The organism is Streptomyces sp. NPDC004610 (genome assembly GCF_040609715.1).
Classification (GTDB): domain Bacteria; phylum Actinomycetota; class Actinomycetes; order Streptomycetales; family Streptomycetaceae; genus Streptomyces.
The window spans coordinates 252,580-275,716 of the sequence record NZ_JBEXLA010000001.1 but is presented as its reverse complement, the minus strand read 5'-3'; the positions used below and the strand labels follow the sequence as shown (position 1 = coordinate 275,716).

The window sequence follows — 23,137 nt, the reverse complement described above, 5'->3', positions numbered from 1 at the left end:
CGGGGCACGGAGGGTTCTGGTGGCGACGGAAGCGGCGGACGCGGGGGAACGCGGGGGGAACCGGGATTCCTGTCGAGTGACAGAAATTAGGGACCCGCTGTTTCGGCCGCGTCACACCGGCGTGTCCGCTCCGGGCCCAAGTCCTCACGCCGCCTGCCCGGTGCGGCCATCGCGTTATGTCGTGACAGCGCGAAGCGGCGGTACCCGTCCGGGTACCGCCGCTTCAGAAGGGTGCGGGGGGGGCCTGTGCCGCCCTCTGTTCGCCGGGGGTTATGCCGCCGTCTGCTCGCCGCCGGCCGCCGCCGGCTCCTGCTCCGCCTCGATCCGGGCGTTCCAGTCCCGCTTCGACGCCTGCCAGCCGTCCTCGTCGTGGCCGAGCCGCCAGTAGCCGGAGATGGAGATGTCCTCGCGCGGGATCTGGAGCTCCATCCGCAGCATGCGGCGCAGTTCCTTCACCCAGCCCGCCTCGCCGTGCACGAACGCGTGCATCCGGCCGTCCGGGAAGGACAGTCCGCGCACGGTCTCGATCAGGGCCTCGCCGACCGGACGGGAGCCGCGGTGCAGCCAGACGACCTCCGCGTCCGAGTCGATCTTCTGCTCCTCCTCGGGGCCGGAGATCTCCACGAACGCCCGCACCCGCGCCCCGCCGGGCAGGGCCTCCAGCGCCGCGGCGATGGCCGGCAGCGCGCTCTCGTCGCCGACCAGCAGATGCCAGTCGGCGGTGGGGTCCGGGGCGTAGGCACCACCGGGGCCGAGGAAGCGCACGGTCTCCCCGGGCTGGACCCGCAGCGCCCAGGGGCCGGCCAGGCCCTCGTCGCCATGGATCACGAAGTCCAGGGTGAGCTGGCGCAGCACCGGGTCCCAGGCGCGCACGGTGTAGGTGCGCGTCACCGGCCACTGCTCGCGCGGGAACTCGTCCCGGATGCGCTGGATGTCGAACGGCTCCGGGTAGGTGACGCCCGGGGCCGGGAACAGCAGCTTCACATAGTGATCGGTGCTGGTGCCGGCGGCGAAGTCGGCCAATCCGTCGCCGCCGAGGACCACCCGCTGCATATGAGGAGTCAGCCGCTCGGTGCGGACGACCTGCGCGGAATGCGGCTTCGGCGGCCTACGGGCCGGTCGTGCTGCCATGACAGCCTCCCTGCTGTTCCATGCTTAGGTTTACCTAAGTTAGCACTCCGTTCCGTTTGTCGGCCGCAGTTGAACACGGCCGTGACCATGATTTTGGATAGCGGTCGACTCTCGCACCCGGGTGGAGCAGGGCATTTGCCTATCGTCGGTTTTTTTCCGGGAACGCCGAAGGGAAGCGCGGTGGCGCGCGGCGGCGGGGCTCAGGCGACCGCCTCCAGGGTGAGCAGCAGCCGGCGCAGGGAGCCGCCCAGGTTCCAGCGGTCCCCGAGCCGCTCCAGGGCCGCCGGATCGCGCGGAGCGCGCGGCAGCGCGGTGTCGACCTCGGGCAGCGGTACGTCCCGCGCGACCCGGACCACCGTCGGGGCGACCGCCACATAGGGCCGCGACTCGGCCAGCCGCTTGCGCTGCGACGGCGTCAGCTTCGCCCCGGGGTCGTCGAGGGCCGCCATGATCCCGCCCAGGTCCCCGAACTCGGCGATCAGCTTCGCCGCCGTCTTCTCCCCGATGCCCGGCACGCCCGGCAGACCGTCGCTGGGGTCGCCGCGCAGCAGCGCCAGATCCACATACCCGGGGCCGTCCACGCCGTACTTCTCGCGCAGCACCGCCTCGTCGGTGAGCTGGAGCGTGCCGACGCCCTTGATCGGGTACAGCACCCGGATCCCGCGTCCGTCGTCCACCAGCTGGTAGAGGTCGCGGTCGCCGGTGACGATGTCGACCGGGCCGGTGGCCCGCGCGGTGAACGTGCCGATGACGTCGTCCGCCTCGTAGCCCGCGACGCCCACCCGGGCGATGCCCAGCGCGTCCAGCACCGCCTCGATGACCGGCACCTGGGGGGAGAGGGTGTCGGGCACCTCCTCCTCGTCCGGACCGCTCTCCCGCTCCTCGGCCACCCGGTGCGCCTTGTAGGAGGGGATGAGGTCCACCCGCCACTGCGGGCGCCAGTCGGCGTCCATACAGGCCACGAGGTGGCTCGGGCGGTGGTCCCGGACCAGGCGTTCGATGAATTCCAGCAGTCCGCGCACGGCGTTCACCGGCGTGCCGTCCGGGGCCTTCACGGACTCCGGGACGCCGAAGTAGGCGCGGAAGTAGAGCGAGGCGGTGTCGAGGAGCATCAGCTGTCCGGTCACCCTTCGCATCATGCCGCACGGCACTGACAGCGGCCTCTGGCGGCGGCGCCGGGCGACTCTCGAAGGGTTCCGGCGGCGGCGCCGGGCCGCTCCCGGACGGTCCTGGCGGCGGCGCCCGGCGGTGGTGCCCGACCACGGGGTGGACGCCCCCGCCCGGCGACGGGGTGGACACCCCCGCCCCCCACTCCACCCACCCCCCTCGGATCAAGCCCCCACCCCTGTGACCCCCGCCACTTTCCGTTTGGCCGGAAATGGTCGGGGCAGGCGCCGCCTCGGAGTGATGCCGGTTGCAGATTCAACCGCTCCCACAGGGGCCCGAACCGCCCGGCGTCACTCCTGTCCTTGCCCCCGAGACAAGAGGTTCGCGTGTCATCCAGGCTTGAGGCCGAGCACCTGTTCAAGGTGTTCGGGAGACGACCGGACAGTGCCGTACAACGGCTCCGCGACGGAGCCGACCGGGAGGAGCTGCGCGCCGACGGCACCACGGCCGCCGTGATCGACGCCTCCTTCACCGTGGAACCCGGTGAGATCTTCGTCGTCATGGGCCTGTCCGGATCCGGCAAGTCCACCCTGCTGCGCATGCTCAACGGACTGCTGGAGCCGACCGCGGGCACCGTCCGCTTCGACGGCCAGGACCTGACCGGGCTGGGCCCGCGCGCCCTGCGCGAGGTGCGCTCCCACAAGATCAGCATGGTGTTCCAGCACTTCGCGCTGTTCCCGCACCGCAGCGTGCTGGAGAACGCCGGCTACGGACTGGCCGTGCAGGGCGTGCCCCGGGGGGAGCGGGAGCGGCGTGCCGCCGAGGCCCTCGCCCTCACCGGCCTCGAAGGCTGGGAGAAGTCCTGGCCGGACGAGCTGTCCGGCGGTATGCAGCAGCGCGTCGGCCTGGCCCGCGCGCTGGCCACCGACGCCGATCTGCTGCTGATGGACGAGTCCTTCAGCGCCCTGGACCCGCTGATCCGCCGGGACATGCAGGACCAGTTGCTCACCCTCCAGCGCACCCTGCGCAAGACCATCGTCTTCATCACCCACGACCTCAACGAGGCCATGCGGCTCGGCGACCGGATCGCCGTGATGCGGGACGGCCGGATCGTGCAGAACGGCACCGCCGAGGACATCCTGCTGCGCCCCGCGAACGACTATGTCGCCTCCTTCATCCAGGACGTCGACCGCTCCCGGGTGCTGACCGCCGAGGCCGTGATGGAGACCGGTCTGCGCGGCGACGAGGCCGACTGCGCCTGCCCCACCGCCACCCCGGACACCCCGTTCCACGAACTCTGCGCGCTCAGCGCCCGTACCCGCCACCCCGTCGCCGTCCTGAAGGGCCCCGAACTGGTCGGCGTCGTCCCGCGGCAGCGGCTGCTCGCCCTGGTCGGCGACGAGGACGGGCCGCCCGAACCCTGCCTCCCCAGACCCGGCGGCAACGGCACGGACGGCGAGAAGGTGACCGCCCGTGCCTAGGATCCCCTTCGGCGACTGGGTCAACAGCACCGTCGACTGGCTGCTGGACAACGTTGCCTGGCTCTTCGACTTCCTCAAAACCGTCTTCCTGGGCGTCTACGACGGCATCGACGCCGTCCTCCAGGCCCCCCAGCCCCTGCTGCTCGCGGGCATCTTCGCGGTGATCGCGTTCTGGCTGCGCGGCACCCTCGCCGGGGTGCTCTCCTTCGCGGGGTTCGCGTTCATCGACTCCCTGGGCCTGTGGGAGAACGCGATGATGACCCTCTCGCTGGTCCTCGTCGCCACCCTCATCGCCCTGGTGGTCTCCGTGCCGGTCGGCATCTGGGCCGCCCGCTCGGACCGGGTGAGCGGTCTGGTCCGCCCGGTGCTGGACTTCATGCAGACGCTGCCCGCGATGATCTACCTCATCCCGGCGATCCTGTTCTTCGGCAGCGGCGCCCCGGCAGGCATCGTCGCCACCCTGATCTTCGCCCTCGCCCCGGGTGTCCGGATGACCGAACTCGGCATCCGCCAGGTCGACAAGGACCTGGTCGAGGCCGCCGAGGCGTTCGGCACCAGCCGCCGGGACATCCTGCTGCGGGTCCAGCTCCCGCTGGCCCTGCCCACCGTCATGGCCGGGGTCAACCAGGTCATCATGCTGGGCCTGTCCATGGCCGCCATCGCCGGCATGGTCGGCGCCGCCGGGCTCGGCGCCGATGTCAACGAGGCCCTCGGCCAGCTCAATGTGGGCCTCGGCTCCGAGGCGGGCGTCGCCATCGTCATCCTCGCGATCTACCTCGACCGGATGACCGGCGCCCTCGGCACCCAGGTCTCGCCGATGGCCCGCCGGGCCGCCGCCCGCGCCCGCGCCGCGCACACCTCGTACGCCCTGAAGGTCTGGTCGTACCGGCCGCGGCCGGTCGTCGCCATGGCCGGGGTGCTGGTGCTCGCGCTCGTCGCGGGCGGGCTCGGGGTCTTCGGCGGGGCCAAGGCCACCGACGACACCGCCGACGCGCAGAACGTCGGCAAGGGCCAGAAGCTGACCGTCGGATACATCCCCTGGGACGAGGGGGTCGCCTCCACCTTCCTGTGGAAGGAGATCCTGGAGCAGCGCGGCTACGAGGTCGAGGCCAAGCAGTTGGACGCCGGGCCGATGTATACGTCCCTGGCCGCCGGTGACCTCGATTTCGAGACCAATTCCTGGCTGCCCACCACCCATGAGCAGTACTGGAAGAAGTACGGCGACCGCCTCGAAGACCTCGGTGCCTGGTACGAGGAGACCTCCCTGGAGCTGACCGTCCCCAGCTATATGGAGGACATCGACTCCCTGGCGGACCTCAAGGGCGAGGCCGGGCAGTTCGACGGCAAGATCACCGGCATCGAGGCCAGTGCCGGTGAGATGTCCCTGCTGAAGAGCAAGGTGCTGGGGGAGTACGGCCTGGAGGGCGAGTACCAGGTCGTCGACAGCTCCACCCCGGCGATGCTCGCCCAGCTCAAGCGGGCGTACGCCAAGCAGGAACCCATCGTCGTCACCCTCTGGTCGCCGCACTGGGCGTACAACGACTACGACCTGAAGAAGCTCAAGGACCCCAAGGGTGCCTGGGGTTCGGGCGACGGGGTGCACATGCTCTCCCGCCAGGGCTTCACCGACGACCACCCGGTGGTCAGCGAGTGGCTGCGCGACTTCTCCATGACCGAGGAGCAGCTCACCGGCCTGGAGGCCGAGATCAACACGGCCGGCAAGGGCAAGCAGCAGGACGCGGTCCGCGCCTGGCTGGAGCAGAACCCCGGTGTCGTGGACCAGTGGGCGCCGGTCGGCGACGCCACGGGCGGTGACACCCCCGCCGAGGCCGAGCGGCCGGTGAACGTGGCCTGGTTCCCCTGGGACGAGGACATCGCCATCACCTACCTCTGGAAGAACGCCCTGGAGCGCCGCGGCTACACGCTGAATCTGAAGCAGATGGACGTCGGCCCGGTCTACACCGGCCTCGCCGCCGGGGATCTGGACCTCAACTTCGACGCCTGGCTGCCGTACGCCCAGAAGAACTACTGGGACAAGCACAAGGACAGACTCCACGACCTCGGCACCTGGTACGAGCCGACCTCCCTGGAGATCGCCGTCCCGTCCTATGTGAAGGGCGTCGACTCGCTGGCGGACCTCAAGGGCAAGGCGGATCTCTTCGACGGCCGGATCGTCGGCATCGAGCCCGGCACCGGCGAGATGGACCTGCTGAAGAACAAGGTCATGCCCGGCTACGGCCTGGAGGGCGAGTACCAGGTCGTCGACGGCTCCACCCCGGCGATGCTCGCCGAACTGAAGCGGGCGTACGCCAAGCAGGAGCCGATCGCCGTCACCCTCTGGTCGCCGCACTGGGCGTACAGCGAGTACGAGCTGACCAAGCTCAAGGACCCGCAGAAGGCGTTCGGCGAGGGCAACACCATCCGGACCATCTCCAGCGAGGCGTTCCCGGAGCAGTACCCGCAGCTCACCGAGTGGATCAAGGGCTTCCGGATGACCGAGGACGAGCTGGGCACCCTGGAGGCCGAGATCAAGAACCAGGGGCAGGGCAAGGAGGAGGAAGCCGTCGCCGCCTGGCTGGAGGACCACCCGGACGTCTTGGGGCGGATGACGCCTCCGTAGCTCCCATGGCTGCCCTGGCTCCCCTGGCTGCCTTGGCTCCGCGCGGCACCTGAGGTCGCTCTCCGTGGTGACGGTCGGATTCCGGCCAACCACGGAGAGCGACCTCTTCGCGTCAACCGGCGCACGAATGTCCAGGAATCCGGCGCGCGACCCCGTGTCATGCGCCGGACCGGCCCTTCCGCGCCCTCCGGGGCCCGCCGAGGTGGCGAGAACCGCAGGGCGGGGCCTCGGACAATGTGTCGGCGATATGACGGCCACCGGAAACGGTTTGCCGAACATGCGTAGGGTGCAGAGAACTCAAGAGAACGCGTCAGAGACCGCAGCGGAGAATGCGTCGGAGAACCGGTCGGAGAACTGGTCGGCGGAAGCACCGACGGACTCGTCCGCTGACTCGACTGCGGACTCGTCGCAGGATGGGATCGAAGCACCCGGACCGACGCGCGAAGGAGGGAGCCGGAGCGATGGGTGACCACAAGGAACAGTCCCTGCGGGTGGGCGCGGCCGTGCGGCGCCGCCGCCGGGCCCTGGATCTGACCCTCGCCGTGGTGGCCGAGCGCAGCGGGCTGTCGGTGCCCTTCCTCAGCCAGGTCGAGAACGACCGGGCGCGGCCCAGCCGCGGCTCCCTGGAGAAGGTCGCCGACGCCTTGCGCACCACTGCCGTGGAACTGCTCGCCGCCGCCGACCCCGCCTGCACGGTCGATGTGGTGCGCGCCGACTCGGCCGGCTCCGCCCCGGCCCCCCAGGCGCGCTCCCTGGTGCGCGGCCACCACCAGATGCAGGCGACGGAGTACACCGGCGACCACGAGGCCGGCCGCGAGTTCCAGCACCGCAACGACCAGTTGCTGTACGTGGCCGACGGCGCCGTGGAGATCGAGGCGGAGGGCCGCGCCTACCGGCTGGGCCGCGGCGACTCCCTGTATCTGACCGGTGGCGTACGGCACCGCTGGCGGGCCACCGTGCCGGAGACCCGGGTCCTGGTCGTCGCCGTCGCCGAGCACATCGCGGCCGTCGAGGACCGGCCGTAGGGGGCCGTAGGCTCTCCGGCGTGCTGCGTGTCGTCTCCCTGGTGCCCTCGTTGACCGAGGCCGTCGCCACCACCCTGCCCGGGGTGCTGGTGGGGGCCACCGACTGGTGCACCCATCCGCCCGGACTGGACGTGCCCCGGATCCGGGGCACCAAGAACCCGGACATCGAACGGATCATCGCCCTCGCGCCCGATCTGGTCGTCGCCAACGAGGAGGAGAACCGCGCGCCCGACCTCGCCGCCCTGCGCGCGGCGGGGATCGAGGTCCTGGTCACCGAGGTGCGGGACGTACCGCAGGCGTTCACGGAACTCGACCGGGTCGTGACCGCGTGCGGCGCCCCCTCCCGCCCCCGCTGGCTGGACGACGCCGAGGCCGCCTGGAGCGCCCTGCCCGAGCCGGAGCACCGGACCACCGCGATCGTGCCGGTCTGGCGCCGCCCCTGGATGGTCCTGGGCCGCGGCACCTTCGCCGGGGACGTCCTCGCCCGCCTGGGCGTCGACCATCTCTACGCCGCCCACCCCGAGCGCTACCCGAAGATCCCGCTGCCCGAGCTGCTGGCCGCCCGCCCCGCCCTGGTGGCGATGCCCGACGAGCCCTACCGCTTCACCGCCGACGACGGCCCCGAGGCCTTCCCCGGCGTGCCCTGCGCCCTGCTGAGTGGCCGCCATCTGACCTGGTACGGCCCTTCCCTCGGCGAGGCGCCGGGACGGCTGGGAGCGGCGTTGGCGGCGGCGCTCGGGTGAGGGCGGGGCGGGTCAGCCACGGCCGGGGGCGGGCGCTTCAGCTCGGTGGCGGCGGTCAGCTCTGGAACGCGGGGCGCCTCACCGCAGCAGCGCGCCGCCGATCACCCCGCGCGCGGTCCGCACCGCCGCCGTCAGCCACGCCGCCACCAGCACCCCGTACAGCAGCACCGCCAGCCCCTCGAATGCCGTCAGTCCGGTGTGCCGGGCCAGTGCCGCCGCGCCCGTGACACAGGTGCCGACCGGGAAGGTGAACGCCCACCAGGTCATCGTGAAGCCCATTCCCAGCCGCCGGGCCCGCACCACATGCGCCGCCGCCAGCGCGAACCACAGCAGCGCGAACCCCATGACCGGCACCCCGTACAGCACCGCGAACACCCCGAACCCGGCTGCGTACGGCTCGGGCAGGACCCCCGGGGCCACGTCCGCGAAGGCGCCGGCCGCGGTCGTGGACTGCCCGAGCGGGCCCAGCACCAGGAACAGCGCCGGGGTCAGCGCGGACGGCAGCGGGCCGCCGGTCAGCAGCCGGGCGAAGACCAGCGGCAGCATCAGCAGCGTCGCCAGCAGACTCGCCCCGAACATCGCCGCACACGCCAGCAGCAGCGTCGCGCGCGGCTGCCCCGGCGGCAGATGCGGCACCAGCAGGGGCCCCAGCGCCGCCGACACCATCGGCGCCACCAGCGGCAGCAGCCACACCGGACTGGCCTCGCCCGGCCCGGTCCGCCCGCGCACGGCCAGCAGATACGGGACGGTCACCGCCGCCGCCAGCCCGATCGCCGTACCGGACGTGAACAGCACGGCGTCGAGGGCGACCGCCGCCGTCGTCCCGATCCAGTCCGCCCCGACCGTCACCGCGCCCCCGCCGACCGCCAGGAGGGCCATGGCCAGACAGCCGTAGAACGGGGCCATGCCCGGGTCGCGGAGATGGGCGCGGGCCTGGTCGGCGTGGTGGCGCCAGTGCAGCGCGCGGGCCACCAGGAGGGTCAGGAGCAGCAGCAGGGAGAGCGCCCAGACCGCCGTGCACAGGGTGCGCAGTCCGGGCACCTCGACGGGCAGCGCGGCACCGGCGGTGGCGACGATCGCGGTGCCCATGACGGCGGCGTACCAGTTCGGCCCGAGGTGACGGACGGCCGGTATCCGGGGGCGGCGGCCCGCGGTGACGGGCGCGGCGGGGGAGAGGGCGGCGGTGACCATGCCCCCACCGTCCCGCCGGGACGGCCCCGGCCACCAGAGACCCGCACCCTATGGGGACATAAGCTTGAGTTATGAGCAGCCCGGAGGAACAGCGGCAGGAGCGGACGGGGCGGGAGTCGACGGGGGAGGAGCGGGCGGGGCAGGAGCGGACCGGGTACGGCCTGCCCGGCGACGGTGGGCACCGGGCGCCGGGGCACGGCGGGCTCGCCCATCGGGTGCCGGACCTCGGGGCGCTGGAACTGCTCCTCGCGGTGGCCCGGCTCGGCAGCCTCGGCGCGGCGGCCCGTGAGATCGGCGTCAGCCAGCCCGCCGCCAGCAGCCGGCTGCGCTCCATGGAACGCCAGCTCGGCGTCGCCCTGGTCGACCGCTCACCGCGCGGCTCCCGGCTCACCGACGCGGGCGCGCTGGTCACCGACTGGGCACGCCGGGTGGTGGAGGCGGCGGAGGCGTTCGACGCGGGCGCCCAGGCGCTGCGCGACCGCCGTGACTCCCGGCTCCGGGTCGCCGCCAGCATGACCATCGCCGAGTATCTGCTGCCCGGCTGGCTGCTGGCGCTGCGCACCCAGCGGCCCGACACCGCAGTGTCGCTCCAGGCGGGCAACTCCGCCGCGGTCGCCGCGCTGCTGCTGTCCGACGAGGCCGACCTCGGCTTCGTGGAGGGGCTGACGGTGCCGACCGGCCTGGACTCCGTCGTCATCGCCCATGACCGGCTGATCGTCGTCACGGCACCCGGCCATCCCTGGGCCCGCCGCCGACGCCCCCTGGAGGCCGCCGAACTGGCCGCCACCCCGCTGATCCTGCGCGAACGCGGCTCCGGCACCCGGCAGGTCCTGGACACCGCCCTCGGCGGTCTCGCCCGCCCGCTGATCGAGCTGTCCTCCACCACCGCCGTCAAGGCGGCGGCCGTCGGCGGCGCGGGCCCCTCGGTGCTCAGCGAACTCGCGGTCCGCGACGAACTCGCCCTGCGCCGCCTGGTGAGCGTCCCCGTCGAGGGCGTCCCCCTGACCCGCGACCTCCGCGCGATCTGGCCGACGGGCCACCGCCCGGTGGGCCCGGCGAGGGACCTGCTGACCCTGACGCGGGGGTAGGAGGACGGGGGCGGGAGCCGGGGCCGGAACCCAGTGGGCTACCTGGTCGCCCCTCCCCCCGGCCGGGCGCCGCCACCCCCCGCCGCCTCCACCAGCGCCCCCATCACCCGCACATCCGCGTCCATCTCCGGATGCCACTGCACCCCCAGCACCCAGCCGCCCCCTTCCCCCGGCGGCTCGACGGCCTCGACCGTGCCGTCCTCCGCGTGGGCCGACGCGATCAGTCCCGTGCCCAGCCGGGCCACCGCCTGATGGTGATGGGTGGGGACCTCCGTCCGCTCCGGCACCAGGGACGCGTACCGGGTGCCCGGCACCGGTGTGACCGGATGCGTGCCGAAGACGCCGACCGCCTCCACATGGCCGTCGAGATGCTGGACGAGTGTGCCGCCGAGGGCGATGTTCAGCAGCTGCATGCCCCGGCAGATCCCCAGCAGGGGCACCCCGGCGGCCAGTGCCGCGTCGATCAGCGCCAGTTCCCACGCGTCCCGCTCCGGCGCCGGGGGCCCGGTCCGGGGATCGCGGACGGCGCCGTAGCGGGCGGGGTCGACGTCCGGGCCGCCCGCGATCACCACGCCGTCCAGCCGGGCCACGGCCGCCGCCGCGTGCTCGGGCGCGTCCGGGGGCAGCATCACGGCGAGCCCGCCCGCGCGCTGGACCAACCGCGGATACCCGGCGTGCAGCAGCGCCGCCTCCACCTCCCAGACGCCCCAGCGCACCCCCGGCTCCAGATAGGTGCTGACGCCGATCAACGGCCTCCCGCTCATCCGTCCTCCGCTTCCCCGCGCACCGCTCCCGGCGGCGCTCGCAATGGACCGCCCCGATACCTTTGCCCAGCCTCGCGCCCCGCCGCCCCCGGCGGCAAGGCTCACGCCAGAAACCCCCGCAGCAGCGCCGCCGTCCCCGCGCAGTGTTCCCGCATGATCTCCCGCGCCCCGTCCGTGTCCCCGTCGAGCACGGCGTCGACCAGGGCCGCGTGCTGGCGCTGGGAGTGCTCCAGATTGCGCACCAGCAGCGGGATGCAGTCCAGCAGTTCGTTCACGGTGGCCCGGACCGCCGCGTACTGCGCGGTCAGCGAGGCCGAGCCGGAGAGTTCGGCGAGCGCCAGATGGAAGAGGGTGTCCCGGCGCCGGTACTCGGCCGGTGGCGCGTCCCGGGTGCGGGCCAGCGCCGAGCGCAGCCGCTGGGCGCCCGCCTCCGCCAGCCCGTGCGCGGCGCACAGCTCCGCCGCCCCCACCTCCAGCACCTCCCGGAACCGCAGCACGTCCTCGATGTCCACCTCGGCGACCCGCCGCCGCAGTTCGTCCTCACCGCCGGCGTCCGCGCGCGCCCGGACGAACGTGCCGCCGTAGCGTCCGCGCCGGGACTCGATCAGCCCTTGGTCCTGGAGCACCCGCAGCACCTCGCGCAGGGTCACCCGGCTGATCCCGAGCCGCTCCGACAGCTCCCGCTCCGCCGGCAGCCGCCCCCCGGCCGGCACCAGCCCGAGCCGTACGACCTGGAGGATCTGCTCCAGCGCCTCCTCGAAGCCGTTGCCCGCCCGCACCGGCCGCAGCACCGGCGTCAACCGGTCCGCGAACCCGTCCACCCGATGCACCGGCATACGGCCGTGCCCCCTTCCCAACCAATGGTCTTCAGCAATACCTTATGGCTCGCGACGCGTCACAGCCCAGCGGGCAGCAGCACCGAAAACCGGCAGCCGCACCGAGCCGGCAGCAGCACCGAACCGAGACGCCGAGAGGCCGAAAAGCCTGGAGGCCGAGAGGCCGAAAAGCTTAGAAGCCGAGAGGCCGAGAAGGCCGAGAGGCCGACACGCCGAGAAGGCCGAGACGCCCAAGGAGGCCCCCCGTGGCAGACCGCACCCCCCCGCTCGGCATCGAGGAACTGCACGCCCTCGTCGCCGCGGGTGAAGTCGACACCGTGGTCCTTGCCTTCCCCGATATGCAGGGCCGCCTCCAGGGCAAGCGGTTCGCGGCGCGCTTCTTCCTCGACGAGGTCCTCCACCACGGCACCGAGGGCTGCAACTATCTGCTCGCCGTCGACGCCGACATGAACACCGTCGACGGCTACGCCATGTCGTCCTGGGACCGCGGCTACGGCGACTTCGCGATGTACCCCGACCTGGAGACCCTGCGCCGGGTGCCCTGGAACGAGGGCACCGCCATGGTCACCGCCGATCTCGCCTGGGCCGACGGCACCCCGGTCGTCGCCGCGCCCCGGCAGATCCTGCGCCGCCAGCTCGACCGCCTCGCCGCCCACGGACTGACCGCGCAGGTCGGCACCGAGCTGGAGTTCATCGTCTTCAAGGACACCTACGAGGCCGCCTGGAACGCCGACTACCGCGGGCTGACCCCGGCGAACCAGTACAACATCGACTACTCCGTGCTCGGCACCGGCCGGATCGAGCCCCTGCTGCGCCGCATCCGCAACGAGATGGCCGCCGCCGGGCTGACCGTCGAGTCCGCCAAGGGCGAGTGCAATCCCGGCCAGCACGAGATCGTCTTCCGCTACGACGACGCCCTCGTCACCTGCGACCAGCACACCGTCTACAAGACCGGCGCCAAGGAGATCGCCGCCCAGGAGGGCGTCTCGCTGACCTTCATGGCCAAGTTCAACGAGCGCGAGGGCAACTCCTGCCACATCCATCTCTCCCTCACCGACCCCACCGGCACCACGGTGATGCCCGGGGGACCGGCCGACCCCGGCGGCATGTCCGCGACCATGCGGCACTTCCTCGCCGGACAACTCGCCGCCCTGCGTGAGTTCAGCCTGCTCTACGCGCCGAACATCAACTCGTACAAGCGATTCCAGCCCGGCTCCTTCGCGCCCACCGCCGTCGCCTGGGGGCACGACAACCGGACCTGTGCGCTGCGGGTGGTCGGCCACGGCGGCTCCACCCGGTTCGAGAACCGCCTCCCCGGCGGGGACGTCAACCCCTACCTCGCCGTCGCCGGGATGGTCGCCGCCGGGCTGCACGGCATCGAGGAACGCCTCGAACTCCCCGACGCCTGCCCCGGCAACGCCTACACCGGCGACTACGACCATGTCCCCACCACCCTGCGCGAGGCCGCCGAGCTGTGGCAGCACAGCGCCCTCGCCCGGTCCGCCTTCGGCGACGAGGTCGTCGACCACTACCGCAACATGGCCCGCGTCGAACTCGACGCCTTCGACGCCGCCGTCACCGACTGGGAGCGCCGCCGCTCCTTCGAACGCATGTGAGGCCCCCTTGCCCGACCAGCTCCAGGTCCTGAACCCCGCCACCGAGGCCGTCGTCGCCACGGTCCCCGCCACCTCCCCCGCCGAGGTCCACGAGGCCGTCGTCCGGGCCGCCCGCGCCCAGACCGGGTGGGCCGCGCTCGCCCCCGGCGACCGGGCCCGGCTGCTGCGCCGGTTCGCCACCACCGTGGACGCCCACCTCGAAGAACTCGCCCGGCTGGAGGTCCGCGAGGCCGGACACGTCCTCGGCAACGCCCGCTGGGAGGCGGGCAACGTCCGCGATCTGCTCGACTACGCGGCGGGCGGCGTCGAACGCCTCACCGGCCGCCAGATCCCCGTCCCCGGCGGCCTGGACCTCACGATCCTCGAACCCCTCGGCGTCGTCGGGGTGATCGCCCCCTGGAACTTCCCGATGCCGATCGCCGCCTGGGCCACCGCCCCCGCCCTCGCGGCCGGCAACGCGGTGCTCCTCAAGCCCGCCGAGACCACCCCCCTCACCGCGCTCCGCCTCGCCGCCCTCGCCCTGGAGGCGGGCCTGCCCGAGCACCTCTTCCAGGTCCTCCCCGGCCACGGCCCGGTCACCGGAAACGCCCTGGTCGAACACCCCGGCGTCGCCAAGATCGTCTTCACCGGCTCCACCGCCGTCGGCAGACAGGTCCTCGCCAAGGGCTCCGCGCACCTCAAGCGGGTCACCCTCGAACTCGGCGGCAAGAGCCCCAACATCGTCTTCGCCGACGCCGATCTGGAGGCCGCCGCCACCGCCGCGCCCATGGCGTTCCTCGACAACTCCGGCCAGGACTGCTGCGCCCGCACCCGCATCCTCGTCCAGCGCTCCGTCCACGACCGCTTCCTCGCCCTCCTCGCCCCGGCGATCGAGGCCGTCACGGTCGGCGACCCCGCCGCCCCCGGCACCGACATGGGCCCCCTGATCTCCCGCGCCCAGCTCGACCGGGTCCGCTCCTACGTCACCCCCGGCCTGGACGGCATCCGCGGCAAGGCCCCCGAGGGCCCCGGCTTCTGGTTCCCGCCCACCGTCCTGACCGGGGTCGACCCGGCCGCCCGGGTCGCCGTCGAGGAGGTCTTCGGCCCCGTCGCCGTCGTCCTGCCCTTCGACGACGAGGCCGACGCGATCCGGCTCGCCAACGCCACCGAGTACGGCCTCGCCGGCTCGATCTGGACCCGGGACGTCGGCCGCGCCCTGCGCGTCTCCCAGGCGGTACGGGCCGGGAACCTGTCCGTCAACTCCCACTCCAGCGTCCGCTACTGGACCCCCTTCGGCGGCTTCAAGCAGTCGGGGATCGGCCGCGAACTCGGCCCGGACGCCCTCACCGCCTTCACCGAGACCAAGAACGTCTTCATCAGCACCGCCACCACCAGCACGGAGGGCCCCGCACAGTGACCGAACAGACCGCAGCGACCGCAGCGACCGCCACGCCCGAAGCACCCGTCTGCCGCCGCCTCGTGGGCCGTACCGCCGTGATCACCGGAGCCGGCAGCGGCATCGGCCTCGCCACCGCCCGCCGTCTCGCCGCCGAGGGCGCCCGGGTCGTCTGCGGCGACATCGACGAGACCTCCGGCAAGGCCGCCGCCGAGGCGGTGGGCGGCCTCTTCGTCCCGGTCGACGTCACCGCCGCCGACCAGGTCGAGGCCCTCTTCCAGGCCGCCCACGACACCTACGGCAGCGTCGACATCGCCTTCAACAACGCCGGGATCTCCCCGCCCGACGACGACTCCATCCTGGAGACCGGGCTGGACGCCTGGCGCCGGGTCCAGGAGGTCAACCTCACCTCCGTCTATCTGTGCTGCAAGGCCGCCCTCCCCTATATGCGGCGCCAGGGCAAGGGCTCCATCATCAACACCGCCTCCTTCGTGGCCCGGATGGGCGCCGCGACCTCGCAGATCTCCTACACCGCCTCCAAGGGCGGCGTCCTCGCCATGTCCCGCGAACTGGGCGTGCAGTTCGCCCGCGAGGGCATCCGCGTCAACGCGCTGTGCCCCGGACCGGTCAACACCCCGCTCCTCCAGGAGCTGTTCGCCAAGGACCCCGAGCGGGCCGCGCGCCGCCTGGTGCACATCCCCGTCGGCCGGTTCGCCGAGGCCGAGGAGATCGCCGCCGCGGTCGCCTTCCTGGCCAGCGACGACTCCTCGTTCGTCAACGCCACCGACTTCCTGGTGGACGGCGGGATCTCCGGCGCCTACGTCACGCCCCTCTAGCGCGGTCCGGCCCCCGTCCTACAGTGCCGGGGTGAGCATCTCCCCGCCGCCCGGCTGGTACCACGATCCGTCGGCCCCGCACCTGGAACGGTGGTGGGACGGCACAGCCTGGACCGACCACTGGCGCGGCGCGGCACCCGAGGGGACACCGCCGCCGGAACCGCCCGGACCGGGAGCGGCCGGGCCGTCCGGCGGTGAGTCCCCGCGGGCCAAGGCCATCGCCATGACCGTCGCGGGCGCGGTCCTGGTCGCCGCCGTCGTCACCGGCGCGCTCGTCCTGAGCGACGGCGACGGCGACGACGGCACCGGCGACCCCGGCCGCGACACCCGGGTGCGGCCCGTCCCCGCGCCCACCGCCGCCACGCCCACCCCCACACCGTTCGCCACCCCCACCGGGGACCCGGATGTCGTCGTGGACCACCTCAACGGGCTCACCTTCCCGGTCCTGCCCGGCTGGGAGCCCTCCGACAGCTCGCTCCCCGAGAACTCCGTCCTGCGCACCGACGCCACCTACGACTGCCCCGGCGAGGGCTCGCTCTGCCGCCACGGCTGGGTCGTCTCCCGCACGGTCACCGAGAACGACGAGACCTCCCCGAAGGCCCTCGCCGAGGCCGACATCGAGGCCGCCGCCGACGCCGCCTACGACCGCGACGAACTCGACCGGCTCCCCTACGGCGGCATCGAGTCCCACACCGAGATCGCCGCGGGCCCGGTCGCGGTGGCCGGCCGCGCCGGGTACTACGTGCGCTGGCGGGTCGAGACCGCCCTCGGTCCCGGCGGCTACGTCCAGTCCCTCGCCTTCCCGGCCGGCACCGGCACCCAGGCCCCGGTCGTCGTCCGCTACGCCGTCGACGCGGGCGAGGACGCGCCCCCGCTCGCCGACCTGGACCGCATCACCCGGGGCATCCGCCCGCTCGGCGACCCGGCCACCGGCGGCGGCGTGGGCAGCGGCGTCACCCCGTCCGGGTAGGCGGCCTACAGGAACGTACGGCCCTCACCCCGGTACGTCGGCACCGTCGCCGTCACCCGGTCGCCCGACACCAGGTGCAGCGCGTCGAACCGCTCGCACACCTCACCGGCCTTGGCGTGCCGGAACCACACCCGGTCGCCGATCAGCAGATCGTCCGCCGGGGAGCCCAGCAGCGGGGTCTGCACCTCGCCGGGCCCCTCCTGCCCGTCGTAGCGCAGCCCCGGCGGGAGGTACGGCACCGGGAGCCGGTCGGGGCCGGCCACGCCCGACGCCGGATAGCCGCCGCCGAGGACGGTCACCACCCCGACGCCGGGCCGGCGCACCACCGGCAGCGCGAACAGGGCGGCCGGGCGCCCGCTGAACGAGGTGTAGTGGTCGAACAGCCGCGGTACGTACAGTCCCGACCCGGCCGCGATCTCCGTGACGGCGTCCTCCGCGGCCGTGTGCTGGACGCTGCCGGTGCCGCCGCCGTTGACGAACTCCAGGTCCGGCACCACCGCCCGGACCGCCCGCACCGCCGCCGCCCGCCGCTCGGCCAGTTCCCGGCGCGCGGCGCCCTGCATCAGCCGGATCGCCCGCGACCGCACCGGCCGCCCCGCGACCGCGTCGCCCACCCCGGCGACATGACCCTCGTAGCCCATGATCCCCACCACCCTGAAGCCCGGACGGCGGGTCACCGCGCGGGCCAGGTCGGCGACTTGGGCGGGGGAGTGCAGCGGTGAGCGCAGCGCGCCGATCCGGACCCGGCCGCCGAGCATCCGCAGCGAGGTGTCCAACTCCAGGCAGACCCGCACGACTTCGCGCCCGCCGCCGCGCGCCGCGTCGATTAGCTCGAGCTGCGCGGTGTCGTCCACCATCACCGTCACGGCCGCCGCCAGCTTCGGATCGCCCGCCAGCTCCGCGTACCCGGCCCGGTCCGCCGACGGATACGCCAGCAGCAGATCCTCGAACCCGGACCGGGCCAGCCACAGCGATTCGGCCAGCGTGAACGACATGATCCCGGCGAACCCGTCCCTGGCCAGCGCCCGTTCGAGCAGCGCCCGGCAGCGCACGGACTTGCTGGCCACCCGGACCGGCTTCCCGCCCGCCCGGCGTACCAGATCGTCCGCGTTGGCGTCGAAGGCGTCCAGATCCACGATCGCGAACGGGGCGTCCAGATCTGCGGTGGCCCGGTCGTACCGGGCCCGGTCGGCGGCGCGTGCGGTCATGACCGAAGCCTGCCAGACGTGATTACCGCAGGGTAGGGGGACGTTCCGGGCAGATGCCCCGGGGTCGTGGACTGGTTCCCGTTCGAGCCGGATCAGCCCGTAGAGTGACGCGCAGGCAAAGGAAACGGGGGGTGCATGAGCACGGAAGCGCGACGCCCTCCGCTCCCCCCGCGCCCCACCGCGCCCCCGCCTCCGGCGCATCCCCCGGCCCCGGCCGCGCCCCCGGATTCCGCGCCCGAGGATTCGAACACGCCGGACCCCCACGGCACCGCCGACCGCCCCGCCGCCCCGCCCGGCGCGCGCCCCCTGTCGATCTGGGAACGCCCCGCGCCCCAGGACACCACCGGGACCGACGCGGCCGGCGAGACCGACGAGCCTGACAAGGCCGACAAGACCCATGAGAGCGCTGTGACCGGCGAGCCCGGTGGACCCGGTGGGCCCGGCGAGACCGGGCCGGAGGCCCCCGCCGCACCCCCCGTCACCCCACCCTCGCCCCCACCCCCACCTGTCGCCTCCGCCCGCTTCCCGGACGCCGCGCCGACCGCCGGACACCCCCCGCGCCGCGCCCACTTCCCCGCCGAGGCACCCGGCGAGCACACCCGCCGCCCGCGCCCGTTCCGGCCCGCCGACGACCACCCCGGCCGCCCCGGAATCACCCCCACCGTCCCCCCGCCCCGCCCCGCCCCGCACCCCGGGCCCGACCCCGCCCGGTCCTGGAGCGCCCTGCCCGCCACCGGGCGCCCGCTGGTCAGCTTCGGCCGCCCCGAGGGCTACGACGCCGACGCCCGGCCCCGCCCGCTCGGCCGCCGGCTGCGCGGCCGTACCGTCGCCGTCGCCTCCTGCGTGGTGCTGGGGATCGGGCTGATCGGCGGCGCGGTCACCGGCAGTTGGCTGGCCGGGGACTCCGGCGCCGACCGCGAGCGGGACGCGTTCGTGACCGCCGGGGACATGTGGCACAGCGTCCCCGTCGACCGGCTCTTCCCGCCCGCCGTCGACGGCAAGGGCGCGGGCCCCGGCGGCGCCGACCGCACCTGGACCCGGGTCGCCGTCGCCCCGGACGGCGGCTGCTCCGACGCCTTCGACCCGCTGTTGCAGGGCGCCCTCGCCCCCGTCGGCTGCGAACGCCTCCTGCGCGCCACCTACACCGACGCCACCCAGAGCTTCGTCACCACCGTCGGCCTGCTCTTCACCGACGCCGACGCCACCGCGATGCGCGCCCTGGCCCAGCGGTTCGAGGACGAGAACCTGGCGGCCCGCGGCGACCTCATGCCCCGCCCCTACGCCGCCGAGAACACCGTCGCCGCCGGGTTCGGGGACGACCAGCGCGCCTCCTGGACCGTGCACGTCCTCACCGACGCGCCGGTCGTCGTCTACTCCGTCAGCGGCTGGGCCGACGACCGCCGGGTGGACCGCCCCCAGCCCGCCGCCGACGCCGTCGAGGCCGACGCCGGCACCGACCCCGCCCAGGCGGGCCTGGGCCACGAGGCCAAGGGCCTGGCCGACCGCATCGAACGGACCCTGCGCAAGAACGTCACCTCGCCCTCGGAGCAGCCGTCATGAGCCCCCGTACGACCGGCCGGGCCGCCCTGGTCGCCGTGCTCACCGCCGTCTCGGTCACCCTGGTCCCGCCCACCCTCGCGCACGCCGACGCCATCCGCGCCCAGCAGTGGGCCCTGGACGCCATGCGCACCGACGAGGCATGGCAGACCACCAAGGGCGAGGGCATCACCGTCGCCGTCCTGGACACCGGCGTCGACGCCGACCACCCCGACCTCGTCGGCAATGTCCTGTCCGGCAAGGACATGGTCGGCTTCGGCGCGACGGAGGGCGACCGCGCCTGGGCCCGGCACGGCACCGCCATGGCCGGGATCATCGCCGGACACGGCCACGGCTACCAGGGCGAGGACGGCGTCCTCGGCATCGCGCCCGCCGCGAAGATCCTGCCGGTCCGGGTGATCCTGGAGGACGGCGACTCCTCCCGCGCCGAGGCCCGCGAGACCCGCGGCAACGCCCTCGCCGACGGCATCCGCTGGGCCGCCGACCAGGGCGCCGATGTCATCAACCTCTCCCTCGGCGACGACTCCGACTCCGCCCACCCGGAACCCGCCGAGGACGAGGCCGTCCAGTACGCGCTGAAGAAGGGCGCGGTCGTCGTCGCCTCGGCCGGCAACGGCGGCGAGAAGGGCGACAACATCTCCTACCCGGCCGCCTACCCGGGCGTGATAGCCGCGGCGGCCGTCGACAAGTACGGCACCCGCGCCTCCTTCTCCACCCGCCGCTGGTACGCCACGGTCAGCGCGCCCGGCGTCGATGTCGTCATCGCCGACCCCGACCGCAAGTACTACGAGGGCTGGGGCACCAGCGCCGCCGCGGCCTTCGTCTCCGGCGCGGTCGCCCTGGTCAAGTCGGCCCACCCCGGCCTGACCCCGGCCCAGATCAAGAAGCTCCTGGAGGACACCGCCCGGGACGCCCCGGTCGACGGCCGCGACGACTCCCGCGGCTTCGGCTTCGTCGACCCGGCGGCGGCGATCACCGAGGCGGCCGGCCTCCAGCCCGAGAACCTCAGGGCGGCGGCCTACGGCGACGAGTACTTCGGCCCCGGCCCCGACCGGCCGGACGACACCGACCCCGCGGGCGGCTGGGCCACCCCCCTGGCCGTCGGCACCGGGGCGGCCCTGCTGGGCGCGGCGGTCGTCATCTGGCGCCGGGGCCGCGACTACGACACCTTCTGACGCACCGACGGACCGACGGACGGCGTGGTCAGCCGGTGGCGCTCTCGGTGAACACCGAGACCGCGGCCCGTGCCGCCGCCTCCACCAGGGTGATCCCGGTGTCCTGCGAGACATTCCCGTCCGACAGCGCGGCGACCAGGAACTCCCGCCCGTCCACCGTCACCCGCCCGATGCTGTTGATGTCCCACAGCCCGGTGGCCGTCCGCGGCAGCCAGCCGTTCTTCAGCTCCCAGGCGTTCCCGTCGGCCACCGCCGACACCCCCCAGTGCTGCCCGGCGGCTATGTCCCCCATCAGCCCCCGCACATACGCCTGGGCGTCCGCGCCGAGCAGCGAGTCGCTCCCGAACACCTGCTCAAGCAGCGTGATCTGATCGGCCGACGTGGTCTGCGTCAGGCCCCACGACCCGCCGGTACCGCCCTCGGTCCGGGAGAGCCCGAACCGCTCATTGCCCGCGTCCAGCCCCTCCGCGCCCCCGATGACCTCCCACAGCGCCGAGGCCGAGACATTGTCGCTGTGCTCGATCATCGCGGTCGCCTGCGACTTCTCCGTCGCCGTCAGCTCCCGCCCCGCGTCCTGCGCCTGGAGCAGCAGCACCGCCAGGATGTCCACCTTGACGATGCTCGCGGTGTCGAACGCGGTGCCGCCGCCGTACACCGCGCCGTCCCCGCTCGCGAGGTCCAGCACGGCCACCGACACCCGCGCCCTCTCCCCGACCGGCACCCCGGCCATCGCCTCGCCGAGCAGCGCGTCGTAGTCGATCGCGGACTCCGTCACCACCGGTTCCACCGTCCCCCCACCGGCCGCCGGGAGCGACGGCGCCGCGCCCGAGGCCGAGGATACGGGCCGGGCCGCGGGCGCCGGAGCGGTCAGCGCGTACGCCATGCCCGCCGTACCGGCCGCCACGACGGCCGTGGCGAGGGCGGCGCCGAGGACGGCGCGTCGGTCTCGTCGGGACTTCATGCCCGCGATGCTCGGGGCGCCGACTGTGCGGCCTGTTAAGCCGACATGAGAGAAGCCTCAAGTTTTTCTGAGAATTGCATGAGACCGAACGGAACCTCGCGGTCCACCACCCGGCCGACCCCGCCCCGAGGCCAGGCGCCGCGCGGGAATAGGGTCGGGACCGTGGCGAACAAGAACATTCCCGACCCCGGCTTCTCCGACGACGACGGCTCCGCCGACCCCCGGCTGAGCGCGGCGCTCACCGCCTGGGCCGGGGACCGGACCGCCGTCGGCCCGGTGCTGTCCGCCCTCAAGGACGCCCGGCTGCTGGTCCCGGTGGTCGCCGTGCTCGGCGAGGTCGAGGAGGACGCGAACGGGCTGCGGCGGGAGAAGACCAGCGACATGGCCGTACCGACGCTGAAGGCGGCCGGCCGGACCGCGCTGCCCGCCTTCACCTCCACCGCGTCGCTGGCCCGCTGGGACCCGGCGGCCCGCCCGGTCGCCGTCCCGCTGCACCAGGCGCTCCAGGCGGCGGCGCACGAGAAGGCGGACACGGTGGTGCTGGATCTGGCGGGGCCGGTGCCGTTCGAGCTGACCGGCCCGGCGCTGCTGGCCCTCGCCGAGGGCCGCACCAGCGTCGACCCGCTCGCCGACCCCGCGGTCATCGGCGCGGTCCGGGCCGCGGTCGCCGCCGAGCCGGACGTCGTACGGGCCTACCTGGGTCCCGGGCAGGCCGACGGGACGCTGGCGCTGGTCCTGGACCCGGCCGCCGATCCCGCCGAGGCGGCGCGGTCCGTGGCCGGGCGGCTGGCGAGGGACGAGACCCTGCGGGCCCGGCTGGTCCGGGGTCTGGACCTGGCCCTGCTGCCCGCCGCGACACCGCCGCCGGGCGAACCCCTCTATGTGCGCGGGGGCGAGGGCCGGCCGCGGCGCGGATCGGCGGGCGCGGGACCCGATCAGCCGTAGACCGGGCCGGTGTACTTCTCGCCCGGACCCTGGCCCGGGGCGTCCGGCACCACGGACGCCTCGCGGAAGGCGAGCTGGAGCGACTTCAGCCCGTCGCGCAGCGGGGCCGCGTGGAAGGAGCTGATCTCGGTCGCGCTGCCGTCCATCAGACCCGCCAGGGCATGGATCAGCTTGCGGGCCTCGTCCAGGTCCTTGTGCTTGTCGCCCTCCTCCGTGAGACCGAGCTTCACGGCGGCGGCGCTCATCAGATTGACGGCGACGGTCACGATCACCTCGACCGCGGGGACCTCGGCGATGTCCCGGGTCATCTCATTGAAGTCGGGCGTGTCTGCACTCATGGCGTTCACCTTAGGGGCAGTGCGGGACCCGGCCCCAGTGGGTCTCGGTTCGCCGAAGCCCGGGGGAACTGCTAACCTTGTGTGACGACCGGCCGGACACGTATGCCTCGCGGCTCACGAGCCCGGCCCACAAGTGGAGGCTCCGAACTCCCACCTGACCGCCCCGCCGG

Annotated in this window: 20 protein-coding genes; 12 read left to right on the top strand and 8 right to left on the bottom strand. The window is 73.7% G+C overall.

Annotated elements, in window-relative coordinates; genetic code table 11:
- Nucleotides 1-270 precede the first annotated feature (270 nt).
- Together ABZX40_RS01205 and ABZX40_RS01200 are read right to left on the bottom strand one after the other, a co-directional pair.
- Nucleotides 271-1,131, bottom strand: a complete 861-nt coding sequence (locus ABZX40_RS01205; protein WP_355732792.1) for a siderophore-interacting protein — start codon at nucleotides 1,129-1,131, stop codon at nucleotides 271-273.
- A gap of 200 nt (nucleotides 1,132-1,331) precedes the next feature.
- Entirely contained in the window at nucleotides 1,332-2,267 is a 936-nt protein-coding gene (locus tag ABZX40_RS01200; protein ID WP_355733323.1) for a 5'-3' exonuclease, read from the bottom strand.
- A 357-nt stretch (nucleotides 2,268-2,624) separates the two neighbouring features.
- On the opposite strand from ABZX40_RS01200, the gene ABZX40_RS01195 reads away from it, so the two are divergent.
- From ABZX40_RS01195 to ABZX40_RS01180, 4 genes are all read left to right on the top strand, one after another.
- Nucleotides 2,625-3,719: a glycine betaine/L-proline ABC transporter ATP-binding protein gene (locus tag ABZX40_RS01195; RefSeq protein WP_355732794.1), complete on the top strand. Its 1,095-nt coding sequence runs from the start codon at nucleotides 2,625-2,627 to the stop codon at nucleotides 3,717-3,719.
- Complete coding sequence (locus tag ABZX40_RS01190) at nucleotides 3,712-6,339, top strand: ABC transporter permease/substrate binding protein (protein WP_355732797.1); 2,628 nt, start codon at nucleotides 3,712-3,714, stop codon at nucleotides 6,337-6,339. The genes ABZX40_RS01195 and ABZX40_RS01190 overlap by 8 nt, the downstream gene beginning before the upstream one ends.
- A 461-nt stretch (nucleotides 6,340-6,800) precedes the next feature.
- On the top strand, nucleotides 6,801-7,364 hold the full coding sequence (locus ABZX40_RS01185) for an XRE family transcriptional regulator (protein WP_355732799.1): 564 nt from the start codon (nucleotides 6,801-6,803) through the stop codon (nucleotides 7,362-7,364).
- 23 nt (nucleotides 7,365-7,387) lie between these two features.
- Nucleotides 7,388-8,107, top strand: coding sequence for a helical backbone metal receptor (locus ABZX40_RS01180; RefSeq protein ID WP_355733325.1), 720 nt, complete (start codon nucleotides 7,388-7,390; stop codon nucleotides 8,105-8,107).
- 78 nt (nucleotides 8,108-8,185) lie between these two features.
- On the opposite strand, the gene ABZX40_RS01175 is transcribed toward ABZX40_RS01180, so the two are convergent.
- Nucleotides 8,186-9,298 carry a TDT family transporter gene (locus ABZX40_RS01175; protein ID WP_355732802.1) on the bottom strand — a complete coding sequence of 371 codons (1,113 nt, stop codon included), beginning with the start codon at nucleotides 9,296-9,298 and terminating at the stop codon, nucleotides 8,186-8,188.
- Between the two features lie 71 nt (nucleotides 9,299-9,369).
- Between ABZX40_RS01175 and ABZX40_RS01170 the strand changes: the two genes are divergently transcribed.
- Nucleotides 9,370-10,386, top strand: coding sequence for a LysR family transcriptional regulator (locus tag ABZX40_RS01170; RefSeq protein ID WP_355732805.1), 1,017 nt, complete (start codon nucleotides 9,370-9,372; stop codon nucleotides 10,384-10,386).
- Nucleotides 10,387-10,424: 38 nt separating this feature from the next.
- On the opposite strand, the gene ABZX40_RS01165 is transcribed toward ABZX40_RS01170, so the two are convergent.
- Both ABZX40_RS01165 and ABZX40_RS01160 read right to left on the bottom strand, forming a co-directional pair.
- Nucleotides 10,425-11,150 carry a gamma-glutamyl-gamma-aminobutyrate hydrolase family protein gene (locus ABZX40_RS01165; protein ID WP_355732808.1) on the bottom strand — a complete coding sequence of 242 codons (726 nt, stop codon included), beginning with the start codon at nucleotides 11,148-11,150 and terminating at the stop codon, nucleotides 10,425-10,427.
- A 101-nt stretch (nucleotides 11,151-11,251) separates the two neighbouring features.
- Nucleotides 11,252-11,986: an FCD domain-containing protein gene (locus tag ABZX40_RS01160; protein ID WP_355732810.1), complete on the bottom strand. Its 735-nt coding sequence runs from the start codon at nucleotides 11,984-11,986 to the stop codon at nucleotides 11,252-11,254.
- 245 nt (nucleotides 11,987-12,231) lie between these two features.
- Between ABZX40_RS01160 and ABZX40_RS01155 the strand changes: the two genes are divergently transcribed.
- From ABZX40_RS01155 to ABZX40_RS01140, 4 genes are read left to right on the top strand one after another with little or no spacing between them, the layout of a single operon-like run.
- Nucleotides 12,232-13,602: a glutamine synthetase family protein gene (locus ABZX40_RS01155; protein ID WP_355732812.1), complete on the top strand. Its 1,371-nt coding sequence runs from the start codon at nucleotides 12,232-12,234 to the stop codon at nucleotides 13,600-13,602.
- A 7-nt stretch (nucleotides 13,603-13,609) separates the two neighbouring features.
- On the top strand, nucleotides 13,610-14,998 hold the full coding sequence (locus ABZX40_RS01150) for an aldehyde dehydrogenase family protein (protein WP_355732814.1): 1,389 nt from the start codon (nucleotides 13,610-13,612) through the stop codon (nucleotides 14,996-14,998).
- Complete coding sequence (locus tag ABZX40_RS01145) at nucleotides 14,995-15,813, top strand: 3-oxoacyl-ACP reductase (protein ID WP_355732817.1); 819 nt, start codon at nucleotides 14,995-14,997, stop codon at nucleotides 15,811-15,813. The genes ABZX40_RS01150 and ABZX40_RS01145 overlap by 4 nt, the downstream gene beginning before the upstream one ends.
- Nucleotides 15,814-15,850: 37 nt before the next feature.
- On the top strand, nucleotides 15,851-16,783 hold the full coding sequence (locus ABZX40_RS01140; RefSeq protein WP_355733327.1) for a DUF2510 domain-containing protein: 933 nt from the start codon (nucleotides 15,851-15,853) through the stop codon (nucleotides 16,781-16,783).
- A 5-nt stretch (nucleotides 16,784-16,788) separates the two neighbouring features.
- On the opposite strand, the gene ABZX40_RS01135 is transcribed toward ABZX40_RS01140, so the two are convergent.
- Nucleotides 16,789-17,991 (bottom strand): amino acid deaminase/aldolase, encoded by a 1,203-nt coding sequence (locus ABZX40_RS01135; RefSeq protein ID WP_355732820.1) that lies wholly within the window; start codon nucleotides 17,989-17,991, stop codon nucleotides 16,789-16,791.
- Between the two features lie 135 nt (nucleotides 17,992-18,126).
- On the opposite strand from ABZX40_RS01135, the gene ABZX40_RS01130 reads away from it, so the two are divergent.
- Nucleotides 18,127-19,551 (top strand): hypothetical protein, encoded by a 1,425-nt coding sequence (locus tag ABZX40_RS01130; protein ID WP_355732823.1) that lies wholly within the window; start codon nucleotides 18,127-18,129, stop codon nucleotides 19,549-19,551.
- Nucleotides 19,548-20,723: a type VII secretion-associated serine protease mycosin gene (gene mycP / locus ABZX40_RS01125; RefSeq protein ID WP_355732826.1), complete on the top strand. Its 1,176-nt coding sequence runs from the start codon at nucleotides 19,548-19,550 to the stop codon at nucleotides 20,721-20,723. Before ABZX40_RS01130 ends, mycP begins: the two co-directional genes overlap by 4 nt.
- 28 nt (nucleotides 20,724-20,751) lie before the next feature.
- On the opposite strand, the gene ABZX40_RS01120 is transcribed toward mycP, so the two are convergent.
- A complete protein-coding gene (locus tag ABZX40_RS01120; RefSeq protein WP_355732829.1) occupies nucleotides 20,752-21,684 on the bottom strand; it encodes a serine hydrolase in 933 nt (310 codons plus the stop codon).
- Between the two features lie 162 nt (nucleotides 21,685-21,846).
- Between ABZX40_RS01120 and ABZX40_RS01115 the strand changes: the two genes are divergently transcribed.
- Nucleotides 21,847-22,629, top strand: coding sequence for an SseB family protein (locus ABZX40_RS01115; RefSeq protein WP_355732832.1), 783 nt, complete (start codon nucleotides 21,847-21,849; stop codon nucleotides 22,627-22,629).
- Here ABZX40_RS01115 and ABZX40_RS01110 read toward each other — a convergent pair.
- Nucleotides 22,620-22,967: a DUF1844 domain-containing protein gene (locus ABZX40_RS01110; RefSeq protein WP_355732834.1), complete on the bottom strand. Its 348-nt coding sequence runs from the start codon at nucleotides 22,965-22,967 to the stop codon at nucleotides 22,620-22,622. The two genes, ABZX40_RS01115 and ABZX40_RS01110, sit on opposite strands and share 10 nt — an antisense overlap.
- Between the last annotated feature and the right edge of the window lie 170 nt (nucleotides 22,968-23,137).